The sequence below is a fragment of the Bacillota bacterium genome, assembly GCA_023511455.1.
Taxonomy (GTDB): Bacteria; Armatimonadota; HRBIN16; order HRBIN16; family HRBIN16; genus HRBIN16.
In genome coordinates this window covers 203493-215581 of record JAIMBJ010000001.1, presented here as the reverse complement: position 1 = coordinate 215581, position 12089 = coordinate 203493, and the positions used below count along the sequence as shown (strand labels likewise).

The 12089-nt window shown below is 60.3% G+C and carries 13 protein-coding genes; 10 read left to right on the top strand and 3 right to left on the bottom strand.

Annotated elements, in window-relative coordinates:
• Positions 1-7 precede the first annotated feature (7 nt).
• Positions 8-841 carry a hypothetical protein gene (locus K6U75_00890; GenBank protein ID MCL6473597.1) on the bottom strand — a complete coding sequence of 278 codons (834 nt, stop codon included), beginning with the start codon at positions 839-841 and terminating at the stop codon, positions 8-10.
• Positions 842-1012: 171 nt separating this feature from the next.
• Here K6U75_00890 and panB point away from each other — a divergent pair, with 171 nt between their 5' ends.
• The 9 genes from panB to htpX all read left to right on the top strand — a co-directional run bounded on the left by panB (position 1013) and on the right by htpX (position 8612).
• Complete coding sequence (panB, locus tag K6U75_00885) at positions 1013-1819, top strand: 3-methyl-2-oxobutanoate hydroxymethyltransferase (GenBank protein MCL6473596.1); 807 nt, start codon at positions 1013-1015, stop codon at positions 1817-1819.
• The gene (gene panC / locus K6U75_00880; protein ID MCL6473595.1) at positions 1819-2670 is read left to right on the top strand and encodes a pantoate--beta-alanine ligase; all 852 of its coding nucleotides are present in this window, start codon (positions 1819-1821) and stop codon (positions 2668-2670) included. The genes panB and panC overlap by 1 nt, the downstream gene beginning before the upstream one ends.
• 27 nt (positions 2671-2697) lie before the next feature.
• Complete coding sequence (locus tag K6U75_00875; GenBank protein ID MCL6473594.1) at positions 2698-3249, top strand: manganese efflux pump MntP family protein; 552 nt, start codon at positions 2698-2700, stop codon at positions 3247-3249.
• A 68-nt stretch (positions 3250-3317) separates the two neighbouring features.
• Positions 3318-4025 (top strand): sigma-70 family RNA polymerase sigma factor, encoded by a 708-nt coding sequence (locus K6U75_00870; protein ID MCL6473593.1) that lies wholly within the window; start codon positions 3318-3320, stop codon positions 4023-4025.
• Positions 4018-4374: a hypothetical protein gene (locus K6U75_00865; GenBank protein ID MCL6473592.1), complete on the top strand. Its 357-nt coding sequence runs from the start codon at positions 4018-4020 to the stop codon at positions 4372-4374. Before K6U75_00870 ends, K6U75_00865 begins: the two co-directional genes overlap by 8 nt.
• Positions 4375-4391: 17 nt before the next feature.
• A complete protein-coding gene (locus tag K6U75_00860; protein MCL6473591.1) occupies positions 4392-4904 on the top strand; it encodes a periplasmic heavy metal sensor in 513 nt (170 codons plus the stop codon).
• Positions 4905-4907: 3 nt separating this feature from the next.
• The gene (locus tag K6U75_00855) at positions 4908-5813 is read left to right on the top strand and encodes an alpha/beta hydrolase (GenBank protein MCL6473590.1); all 906 of its coding nucleotides are present in this window, start codon (positions 4908-4910) and stop codon (positions 5811-5813) included.
• The gene (locus K6U75_00850) at positions 5770-7635 is read left to right on the top strand and encodes a hypothetical protein (protein MCL6473589.1); all 1866 of its coding nucleotides are present in this window, start codon (positions 5770-5772) and stop codon (positions 7633-7635) included. Before K6U75_00855 ends, K6U75_00850 begins: the two co-directional genes overlap by 44 nt.
• Before the next feature lie 107 nt (positions 7636-7742).
• Positions 7743-8612, top strand: coding sequence for a zinc metalloprotease HtpX (htpX, locus tag K6U75_00845; GenBank protein ID MCL6473588.1), 870 nt, complete (start codon positions 7743-7745; stop codon positions 8610-8612).
• Positions 8613-8902: 290 nt separating this feature from the next.
• Here the strand turns inward: htpX and K6U75_00840 are convergent, their stop codons facing one another.
• The gene (locus K6U75_00840) at positions 8903-9232 is read right to left on the bottom strand and encodes a hypothetical protein (protein ID MCL6473587.1); all 330 of its coding nucleotides are present in this window, start codon (positions 9230-9232) and stop codon (positions 8903-8905) included.
• A 250-nt stretch (positions 9233-9482) separates the two neighbouring features.
• On the opposite strand from K6U75_00840, the gene K6U75_00835 reads away from it, so the two are divergent.
• Positions 9483-11444 (top strand): hypothetical protein, encoded by a 1962-nt coding sequence (locus tag K6U75_00835; GenBank protein MCL6473586.1) that lies wholly within the window; start codon positions 9483-9485, stop codon positions 11442-11444.
• Here K6U75_00835 and nfi read toward each other — a convergent pair.
• Positions 11416-12081: a deoxyribonuclease V gene (nfi, locus tag K6U75_00830; GenBank protein ID MCL6473585.1), complete on the bottom strand. Its 666-nt coding sequence runs from the start codon at positions 12079-12081 to the stop codon at positions 11416-11418. The two genes, K6U75_00835 and nfi, sit on opposite strands and share 29 nt — an antisense overlap.
• Positions 12082-12089: the final 8 nt, after the last annotated feature.

The window sequence follows — 12089 nt, the reverse complement described above, 5'->3', positions numbered from 1 at the left end:
TGGTTATTCATTTTCCCGTTGCGGTTGATTGACCGCGTAGACATATCAGGAACTCATCTACATCGAACACAAAGCCGAAAGCCAGCGCGACCCGCCACAAGGCTATGTGCTTGCACAGTTCCTGTCGGGCGGTCTCTTTATTCTCCACCGCTGTCACCGCTTGCCGAAACGCGGAACACATTAGACCTCGCTGCGACATGTCCGCCATGCCCCCCGGTGACAGAAGCAAGCACCAGTTAATCGCGAAGCCCATGTAAATTAAGTGGCTAATCCCGTAGTGCTTGCATACAGCGAAGAGTTGATGCCCGTCTTCGGCAATCTCTTCACCCTCGTGGGGCACTGCTTCGGGCGCGAAGTCCAACACCTCGAAGGCGCGTCGCGAATCCTCTTGATTGTGTTCCCCGACAAAGACGTGCTTTTCCCGAAACCGCCAGAGCTCCTCGGTGGTGGGGTCGGGCTGTATTCTCTCTGGCGGCGGTGGCGAATCCCCTGCCAGATCGCGAGCCCGCAGGTATCCGGGCAGGTGCTGATAGTAGTTACCGCCGCCAACGACGTGAAACACTTTCATTCGCGCTTCCCGAACGCCTTCCAGCAATCGCGGAAACACCTCCCGACAAATCTGCGCGGAACGAGGCAGATACTCCACTGCACGATACCAGCCGGGAAACTCGTCATAAGTGCGGGGATGCCAGGCGTGCATCACCACCACGGCGGTGCGCGCGAGGTCTATCTCTATCTCCGCTGTTTTCCAGCCACCGTAGCCCTCGGCGGGTACATCCAGTGTGTAGTCCGCATCGAACTGCTGGTAGTAATGGGCAGGTACGAGAACACTCCGAGACATAACCCTGTACACCCCCACACGTTGGTATCGAACGCCCAGGTAGTTGGTCGAGCGTGATGCTGACTTGTTGTTTTATTCGCCGAATGCTACTGGATTGCCTTCATCCCCCGGCGCGGTTTGCGCTATCGCCTTTTTGAGTGTACAATCTCATCAGGAAAAGGAGTGGTGATAATGCCGGGGAAGGAGAGGAAAATAACCGCACCCGCCATTCGGCAGAGGAAGGGTGGAGAGAAAATTGTAGCGGTTACCGCCTACGACTATCCCACCACCCTCTACGCCGATGCAGCAGGCGTAGACCTGATTCTGGTTGGCGACTCGTTGGGGATGGTGCTGCTGGGCTACCCCACCACGCTGCCGGTGACTATGGAAGAGATGCTGCATCACACGAAGGCGTGTGCCCGCGCGAAGCCACGCGCCCTGCTGGTAGCGGATATGCCCTACCTGAGCTATCAGGTAACGGTGGAAGACGCGGTACGCAATGCAGGGCGATTCATTCAAGAGGGTGGCGCAGAGGCAGTTAAACTGGAGGGCGGCGATCCGGTAGCCGAGACCATTCACCGTCTGGTGAGTATCGGTATACCGGTGCTGGCACACCTCGGCATGACGCCCCAATCGGTGCACGCCTTTGGTGGACACCGCGTGCAGGGGCGCACCGATGAGGCCGCGAAACGCCTCATCGAAGACGCCCACATTGTGGAGCAGGCTGGCGCATTTGCTGTCGTCCTCGAACTGATTCCGGCGGCTCTGGCAAAGGAGATTACCGAACAGCTGCACATACCTACCATCGGCATTGGAGCTGGACCAGATTGCGATGGGCAGATACAGGTACTCCACGACCTCATTGGGCTGGTTCCGGGCGAGCCGCTCAAGCATACGAAGCGTTACGCCCACGTCGGTGAGGACATCACCCGGGCACTTCGGCAGTACGCAGAGGAGGTACGGTCGGGACAATTTCCAACGGAGGAGCACGCGTTCTGATGCAGGTAGCGAAGACGGTTCGTGAAGTGCGCGCGTGGACGAAACTCGCTCGCGCGGAGGAAAAAACTATCGGTTTCGTCCCCACCATGGGTTACTTTCATGAGGGGCATTTGAGCCTGATGCGCCGCGCGAAGGCAGAGTGCGACCTGTGCGTGGTGAGCCTGTTCGTCAACCCCACACAGTTTGGTCCCTCGGAAGACTTTCAGCGCTATCCGCGTGACTTTGCCCGTGACGCGGCAATGGCGGAAAGCGTGGGCGTTGACCTCCTTTTCGCCCCCGAAGTGGAGGAAATGTATCCCGAAGGCTACCAGACTTACGTGGAAGTCACGCAGGTCACCCGTCGTCTGGAAGGCGCAGCACGCCCCGGGCATTTCCGCGGAGTGGCAACAGTATGCACGAAGCTGTTCCACATCGTGCAGGCAGACCGCGCCTACTTTGGCAAGAAGGACTACCAGCAGCTGAAGGTAATCCAGCGCATGGTCAAAGACCTGAATATCCCCATAGAGATTGTGCCCTGCGAGACCGTGCGCGAACCCGATGGACTGGCAATGTCTTCACGCAACGTCTACCTGAAGCCCGACGAGCGCGAGGCGGCAACCGTGCTGTACCGCGCCCTGTGCGCAGGACGCGACGCTATCCTCGCCGGAGAACGTGATGCAAAGAAGGTGCAGACGCTGGTGGAGCATGTCATCGCCACCGAACCTCTGGTCACAACCGAGTACGTGGATGTGGCGGATGCGGAAACACTGGAACCTCTGACCGACCTGCGCGGCGAGGTTGTCATCTCTCTGGCGGCGCGCGTGGGAGTAGCGCGACTGATAGACAACATCACGGTGACCGTTCCAGACTGATCGTGCTGACCACTGGATGAACGGAAAATGCTGACAACTCTTTTCATTGCGGTTGGGCTGGCGATGGATGCGGTTGCCGTCTCTATCTCCAGCGGGTTGAACCTCAAAGGATTGACAATATCTTGCGCGCTGCGCATCGCAACTGCTTTTGGACTGGCGCAGGCGGTCATGCCCATCGTTGGCTGGTCTGCAGGCTATGGTATGGGCGACGCCATCGCACACTTCGATCACTGGGTGGCTTTCGGCTTGCTGACGATCGTGGGTGGACGTATGCTGTGGGAAGCCCGGCATCAGGAAAAGGTGGAGAGGTGCATGGACCCGCTACACCCGCCTCGCCTGCTATTACTCGCGATCGCAACCAGCGTGGATGCGCTGGCAGTGGGATTGGGACTGTCGTTCCTGAGAGTGCCCATTTTGCACGCGGCGATACTCATCGGCGCAATCACGTTCACGCTGTCGTTTCTGGGCGTGTTTGCGGGCGACCGCATCGGTCGTTATTGCGAAAACAGGGCAGAGATGTTCGGAGGTCTGGTGCTTATCGCCATCGGGGTCAAAATCCTGGTGGAGCACCTTCTGTAGCCAGCACATGCAACCATGACGCTGGAATTGCGTCTTTCATTATTGGGAAAACCTGAGGGAGAACACCGGTGGCAAATCTCTCCGAGCGAGATGTGGAAGATGAGGTCTGGCTGCAGGGCTGTGCCAGAGGCGAACCGGATTTTCTGCGGTTGCTGATGGAGAGGCACGGTGGAGGCGTATTGCGCTTCATCGAGCGCATAGTGGGCAATCGCAGTGAGGCTGAAGAGCTCCTGACCGAAGTGTTCCTGAAGGTGTGGCAACACGCCGCACATTTCGGGCACAAAGGACTGGTGCGCAACTGGATATACACCATCGCGGCGAACCTGGCACGCGACGCCCTGCGCCGACGCAAAGTGCGGGAGCCCATTGCTGCCGAGTCGTTGGACGCGCTGGGGCAAGAGGCAGACCCCGCGGGTGTGGACCCCCTGCGCGAAACGCTGGGGCGCGAGCGGCGCGAGATGCTACGAAAGAGCATCGCCCAGCTCCACCCCACCGACCGGATGCTGGTGGAGCTCTACCATTTTCAAGAGCACTCGCTGGAGGAGATCGAGCGCATCACCGGTATCCCACGCAGCGTGGCTAAATCGAGGCTTTTCCGCGCTCGGCGGAAGCTGCGAGATATCCTGATCTCAGAAGGTTTTGAGGCGCCCTATCATGAGATGTCACAAGGTTCAGGTCAATCTAACGGAGTATCTTCGGGGCAAATGTGCACCTCGTCTGACAAAAGCGATCGAGCAACACCTCAGCCGGTGCACGGAATGCCGGAGCGTGCTTGAGGAAGAACGCGCTCTACTCCAGCTGCTGCACGATGAACCAGCCCAGCTGCCTGCATGGGCGTGGGAGCGCGTGCAAGCCCGCCTGCACGAACCGACACGCGCTGCCGAGCGTATCAGCCTGTGGCTGTGGTGGAACCGCCGATGGCTCGCCCAAACACGCTGGGCAGCTGCCGCCGCACTGGTTATTCTAGCCATGTGGGCGTGGATGCCGACCAACCTGCAGGCGCCATCGCAGGAGGAGGAAACCCTCTCGGGTTACGCCCAGGCTGTGTCCTACGCGCAATCGTCAGTGGTGGACGACCCACTGAATGAAAATACTCAGATTATCCTCAGCGGGTGGGCACGCTAAGCATCGGAGGGACAGATATGGCACTGTGGCGAGTATGGGTTTTGACCTTGTTCTGGCTGCTATCGGATACGATAGCGGCGGGTGTGTTGGCGCAGGGGGCACCTCCTCCACCGCCTCCTCCCCGAGGGATGTGGGGGCAGCCACCGCCCGCGCCGACCTTTGATCGGGAAGCGATGTTCAATTACCTGAACCTCACCGCCCAGCAGCGCACCCGTCTCACCGCCCTGATGAACGAGTTCGAAGAGAAGATGCGGCAACTATTGTCCCGGCTGCACGAACAGCGCATGCAGCTGCTCAAGCTATATGGACAGTATCAGTTCGACGAACGCGCCGCTCAGCGCATCATCCAGACCATTAACCAGACCCAGGCGGAACTGCTCAAGATGCACCACGACCATCAGAAGCAGTTGCGACGCATTCTGGACAAAGAGCAGTTCGAGCGGTGGACTCAGTGGTGGAAAGAGCGTATGTCCTTCCCGCCTCCCAAAGGCGACTGGGGGCGGCGAGGGCGTGATCGCAAGCCGGGATAGGAAATGCTCTGGGTAGCCATCACAGCAGCTGCGCTACTCGTATTCTGGTGGGTGCTCCTTGCCATCGCGACAACGCACCCACCACGCGCACCGTTGTTCCTGACCCCCTTCGACGTGCAGGTTCCCTTCGATCCGGTACTCTTTCCCTCGCGCGACGGCACACCCCTGTCGGGCTGGTGGATGCCGCAATCGCATCCCCGTGGGGTCGCTGTGCTCTGTCACGGCTACGTGGCAAACCGCTGTGAGGTGCTGGGTGTGGCAATAGAACTGCACCAGATGGGGTTCAGCTGTCTGCTGTTCGACTTTCGTGCACACGGCGAAAGCGGAGGACGCACCACCACCATCGGCATTCGGGAGGTGCAGGACGCTCTGGGCGCATTGGATTTTGTGGCGCGCTTCGACCTGCCCATCCTGTTGTTCGGCTCGTCGATGGGTGGTGCAGTGGCAATTATGGCTGCTGCCCGCGATGAACGGGCGGGTGCGGTCGTCACCGATAGCGCGTACGCGAAGCTGTCCGACGCTGCCAACAAATGGTGGGAAGCGGGGTTCGGCAGGGTGCTGGGCAAGCTGTGCCGACCGGTGAAATACCTGGCAATGCTCCTTACCCGAACCTCCCTTGCGCAAGCCGAGCCGGTGCGCGAAATCGGCAAGATTGCCCCGCGTCCGATACTGCTCATTCACGGTGACCGCGACCATCTGGTACCTGTCGAACACGCCTACGCCCTGTATCAGGCAGCAGGCGAACCCCGTACCCTGTGGATTGCCAGCGGCAGCGGACATGTGCAGGCACGGATAGACCAGCCGGAGAACTACTATGGGCAGATAAGCAAGTTTATCGACCAATGGCTGGAGGCACGACCTGCCCATGAATCGCTCCACATCGGACCTGGCGAAATCACGCCACCGTGACCAGTGGTTGCATCACCCTATTCTGGGAGACCCCTCCTGGGACAGTTTCCAGCGCGAGCCGGGTAACCCCGTGTACATCGGCAAAGAGCCTTATCTGTGGCCCGTCAACGGTTTCCTGTTCCGTGACCCACCCTCTGGCAGGTGGTACGCTTACATCAGCCTCTATCCGCGCGGCTACTGGCCCCCCGGCGGAACCCTTTGCCTGCGCGAGCGCGCCAATGGGGGCTGGGAAGAGGTGGGCATTATCCTGCAGGGCGATGCCCAAAGCTTTGACGGCGACGGCAAACGTTCAGGCGGCACGGTGGATGTCTCCATCGTCTACGAATCGGGCAGGTATCACATGGTCTATGGCTGGGCAGACCCCGCCAACGAACGGGGAGGCATTGCCTACGCCTGGGCTGAACGCCCGGAGGGACCCTTCCACCGCGCCCCCAACCCTATCCACGAGGATACCTACCAGAAACCACTGCTGGGTCGTTATGTGCGCGTCTATGCCGCCACGCTCATCCGAAGGCGCAACGACTGGCTGATTCTTCACATGATGAGCACACCACACAACGCGGGCGGAACATGGGCTCTGGCGTGTATGACATCCAGACATCCTGACAGAGACTACACGCCGCCTCAGCTCCTGATCTATCCGCAGAGCGATGTGTTTCATCCGCCGCTGGTGGAGTTCTTCCCGGCGTTCGTGCACCGGGGCACTGTGTACGCGCCGGCGACCTCTGTAGCACTGAACAGGACGTTTCAGGTGCTGTTTCGTGCACCTGTCGAGAAAGCACATCTGCCGGAGGCATGGCAAATCGCACAATACGGCTCGCTATGGCACGCGGAGGCGTACCCGTGGGAGGCTCAGGGAATATGGGGACAGACCTTTGCGGGGCAGGTCGCTCCTGGCGGTACACTACGTGTGCTCTTCCCCAGCAAGACGGAACGCGACGTCGGCACCATCAGCTTAGCCCGCCGCAAGTGGGACCAGCCCTTTAAGGAAGGTTTCGCGCTGTCGGCACCGTGTGGCGCCTCGGTAGCGGTGCTTCGCAGGCAGTACCGCACCTTTCACTTATCTATTTCTGTGCGCAGTAATGGCGCCTGGGCATTCTGCTGGCAGTGCGCGAACCCCCTCGGCTCCAACCACCACTTAGCCGGTAGCACCCTGCATCCACTGATGAGGCGTTCACGCCTCGAGTGGCGGATCAAGGACAGCGAGTGGCAGCTGGTACGCATCGGCTCCGCTGGAGACAGTACCGAGGTCGCCCGCGGCGCGGTGCGGCCTGCGCCGGGTCAAGAGATCAGCCTGCAGGTGCGACAGGAACAGTCGGGTGCAGAGCTGACCATCAACAACCAGCGAGTATGGGCAGGCAATCTGTCCGCCGAACCCGGCAGACTGGAGCTGCTCGGGGAGCCGGGCACAGTGCTTGAGGTCACACGCTTCGAAGTCGGCGGAGACTTTCAGCCGTCCACCGAGTACTGGCTTGCCACCGAAGCGCTGGCTGGGGCAGCGTCCGCGCCGGAGGAATGGAAGCCGCTACAGCACGAGCACTTCCGCTTTGGCACCGGCTTCGTGAGTGCAACACCGGAGGCACGGGCGAAATGGAACTTCCGGGGACGTGGTTTCCGTCTGTATGCTCCTCGTGCGCCCCAGTACGGCAAGTGCGAAGTACTGGTTGATGGCAGAGACTGCCTGAGCATCGACCTGCACAGCCGCACGGAGGAACCTTCCTCGGTGGTGGTAGAACAGCGTCTCGCCAGTGGCTTTCATAGCGTGGTGCTTCGCCCTGCACAGGGCATCATCCCCTGTGACTGCTTAGAGCTCCTGGTCTGACAGAAAACAGGGTATAATGCAGTTGGAAGGCGCAGCAACATCGCGTCGCGCTTCTAGCGTATCTAATATGATGGTAAGGCTTTCGGCTCAGGAGGTGAGGGAGGAACATGAACACCCTGAAGGTCGGCGTGCTACTGGTTGCGCTGACGGCGCTGTTCATCTTCGTCGGCGATGCGATTGGCGGTAGAAGCGGGGCGATGATTGCCTTCGCGCTGGCGCTGGTGATGAACCTGGTCAGCTACTGGTTCAGCGACAAGATTGTGCTGAGCATGTATGGTGCACGGGCTCTGTCGCCTGCCGATGCACCGGAGCTGTATCGCATGACCGAGCGCCTGGCGGAGCGCGCGGGTATCCCGATGCCGCGCCTGTACGTGGTACCGGGTCCTCAGCCCAACGCTTTCGCCACGGGGCGCAATCCCGCTCATGCGGCGGTGGCGGTCACCGAAGGGCTGCTCAGCCTGCTCAACCGCGACGAGGTAGAGGGAGTCATTGCCCATGAGATAGCTCACATCAAGCACCGCGACACCTTGACCATGACGGTCGTGGCGACAATCGCGGGCGCGGTGATGCTGCTGGCGGACATGGCGCGCTGGGCGATGATTTTCGGCGGCGCACGCAGTGACGACCGCGAGGGAGGCAACCCACTGGTGTTCCTGCTGGTGATGATTGTCGCGCCCATCGCGGCGATGCTCATCCAGCTGGCGATTTCGCGGGCGCGTGAATACGAGGCAGACGCCACCGGCGCGCGACTGGCGGGCAGTCCGGACGGGCTGGCGAACGCGTTGCGCAAGCTGGAACAGGCTTCCCGTATGATCCCGATGGAGGCTTCGCCGTCGACCGCACACCTGTTTATTGTCAACCCGCTGCGCGGCATGGGCGGCGCGCTGATGAGCCTGTTCATGACCCATCCGCCTATCGAAGAGCGCATCCGCCGGCTGGAGCGAATGCGCGGCAGCGAGTGGTATCTGGGTGGGTAGTCGTTGTTCCTGTCATGCTCATACTGTGCCGTTCTGAGCGGAGCGAAGAACCTCGTTCTATCGCTGCTCTGAGAGGCTTCGCTCACGCTCAGCATGATGACAGTCGCCTCGTGTCGTTGGGAGGCACGAAGTGCCGAAGCGTTCTCCTGCATGATAACAGCCTGTACAAGCGCAGCACCTTATGAGTCGCTACTCACATGGCCGGACCTCCGCTCCGCGTAAGCCGGGGTCAGTGTCCAGCACCTCTTTGGGGATAGGGCGAATGTCGGTATACAGGGACCAGGGATGCCTCATCTTTCCTTGCTCCGCACCGTTCCTGAAACAGACCTGTCTGCTGCCAGCACATCGGGGCATATCGGCAAAGTACCTGCCAGCGTGCCCTGCAGTTTCTCTGCCCGTTGTTTCTGCCTCCCTTGCTGGCGGAAGTGCTCGCACAGCACATCACGCGCCAATCGCCACAACAGGGGTGAAGGCGTATCCCCGTCCCAAGGGGGCGCACCCGCTTTGGTGCTGTAACGCAGGAACACCTGTGTCACGCACTCTTCGGTTTGCTCCCGCTGGAGCGCGTGGTGTGTAAAGTAGTCGCGCAAGACGATATGCCAGCTAGTTCTATTGGGCATGGTCGGTGCTCCCATCGCCCCCGTCAGGGGGGCAGCGAGAAAGCGTATACTGGTGCCTATTATAAGAATCCTTTACAAAGTCGTCAATGTACTCGTGCGCAGAAGGTGTCTCCTCCGGACCCCGCCTGTGTAAAAATTGTGGATAGCATTACTAGCAGGTGGTAGAATCGCCTCCTCCGGGCAATTGGGATTTACTCTCGCAGGAATCGTCCATCCTTTTCGCGAAAAAGCCCCTGTGAGTATAGAACTGGTGATAACCACAACACTCATCGGGGGTATCGTCATGGCCTGGACGCATGAAGCGCCGCCGCAACAGCCTGCGCTCACCGTGGACACGGTGGTGTACCGACCGCACGTCTCTAGCGACCAGATCCGGGAGCCTTCCCCCTCACGCGAAACGCTCGGTGGATTGTACCTAGTGCTGGTGCATAACCGTTCTGAACAAACCCTGCACTTCTCACGCCTGGTGATCGATGATGAAGATGCAGACAAGTTGGCGGGCGGAGAACTCTTGCACTGGTGGGATATCGTTCCCGGGGAACTGCCGCCCGATGGGGTAGCGGTTCTCACCATCAACGGCACGCATCGTCTCGTGGAAGGAGAACGCACTTGCCGCGCCTGGCTATATACGGAGGAGGGACCTGCTCTTCGCATCGTGCTGCGGCCGCTGGTGCAGGCGCTGCGCATCACCTACGCCTACATCGATGGCGCCAGTGGCGCGGTGTTCATCCACAATCGGGATGAGAACGCCGTCTTCCGGCTCGACAATGTGCTGATCGGGTCGGAAAAGGTCTCGGTGCAGTACCTGCAGCGCACGGTGGGACCGGGTGAGACGGTGATGGCAAAGGTCATTCTGGAGCGAACGCCGCCGGTCGGCACGACTGTTCCCATCCGCGTCATCGCGACCGACCGCGCCGGCAAGCGCATCTCTACCGGCGGGTTGCTGCGCGTCACGCCCATGCACTTCCCCATCGGCACGTGGGACGACGCGATATGGCGCGATGCGGAGTATCGAGCGCAGATGCTCAAGCGGGGTTTCGACACGGCGGTCTTCGGGGCAGGAGGCGACGACGAGCCTTCTGCGGAGGAAAAACAGGCGTTCGAGCAGGTTTGCCCGCAGACCGGATTGAAAGCGCTGGTATATGCCGGCTTCGAGCAGGTGAAAGAGGGATTTCTAAAGCGCAATAAGACCAATCCGCACATCCTCGCCTATATGCTGAAAGATGAGCCAGACTGGATAGACCAGCCCGCTGTGCCGCTTTTCTGCTTGAAGAAGATGAAGCTCTGGAGGCAGCACGTAGTACCACAACCCATTTACATCAATCTGGCACGCAGTCGGCGCTTTGGTGAGTTCGCGCCGCTGGCAGACATCCCCTCCTACGATGCCTATCGCGTGGGCGCACCCATGCCGGACGAATCGCCGCACGTGTGGGGCAACCGTCTGGAGCTGGCAGCAGATTATACCTCCGACCTGCGCCTCAACAGCCTGCCCAAACCTTTCTGGGTATGGGCGCAGGGAGTGCATACATGGGACGAGCGTGTGTGGGTGAACAACGAACTAGGCAGGGCGGTTCCTACCCCTGAAGAGGCACGGGTGCAGCTGTGGCTCCAGCTCAGCCGGGGCGCGAAGGGCGTGATGTGGTTCCGCACTTTGCCCGAGGATGAAGTACGCCGTTACTACACGGAGCTGGCGCAAAAAGCCATGCCGTCTCTGGAACAGGCAAAGGTGGATGAGCTGGTAGAACAGGTGGTGCAGCAGTTCCGCGAAACGCTGGACGAGATGACACGCCTGAACCGCGTACTTCAGGCTATCCGTCCGTTCCTGTTGCGGTCCGACGTGGGCTATCGGGGACAGGTACGCATGGCAACGGAGCCAGATAAATTAGACGTGATGTCGTTGCTGGGCGAGCGTGCGGCTCTGGTTTTCGTCACCAACTACGCGTACGAAATGCACCCGAAGGGCTACCGTTTCCGCGAACAGAAGAACGTGACCGTGGTGGCGCGTTTGCCGAACTGGCTCAAGGCGATCGATGTGTTTGCCGTGACGCCTGATGGCGTAAAACCGGTCACCTGGCATCTGGAAAAGGGACACGTGCGCCTCACGTGGCGCACTCTGGAAGAACACGTCGCACTAGCGGTGGTCGCCTCCGACGGACAGGCACGCCAGCAAATCGTACAGGTTTTCAGACAGCTTGCTTCCTCGCCCGAGTGACCAGCTCGTGCGCCAGGCGCAGCGGTTCCGGGATGCGGTATCTGCGTACGCACCGGCGCACCACCACTATGGCGGACGGCAGGTCCACCCGGTGTCCCACAGAGACGTACACTGGTCGCGCGTGAGGTTGAGTGTACAGTGCCGCGCCGATGAGGTCTTCGCCGTCATTTATCGGAAGCCAGTCGCCAATGGGCGACATGGTTTCCACCTGACCACAAAGCAGGCTCTTGGCGCAGCCGATGGTGGGTGTGTCCACCAGCAGCCCGAAATGACATGCCATGCCAAACCGTCGCGGATGCGCCCTGCCGTGCGCATCGCACAAAACCACGTCCGGCATGGTGCGCAGCCTCGCCCACGCTTCCAGTAAGGGTGGTGTCTCGCGGAAGGAGAGCAAACCGGGCACATACGGGAAGCCAACCGACGTGCTCACAACCACCTCATCGACCATCTCCATATCCTCCATACGCAACACCACAATGCCCGCCCAGGCTCGTGAACCAAATCGCTCAAACGAGATGTCCGTTCCAGCCACCAGATGTATCGAATCGATATCCAGCGGTTCTTCCCTCACCTGCTCGCGCAGGCGAATTTGCACATCCACCGCTTCGGCGACAGTTCTCGGGAAAGTAAACTCTATTCCTCCGC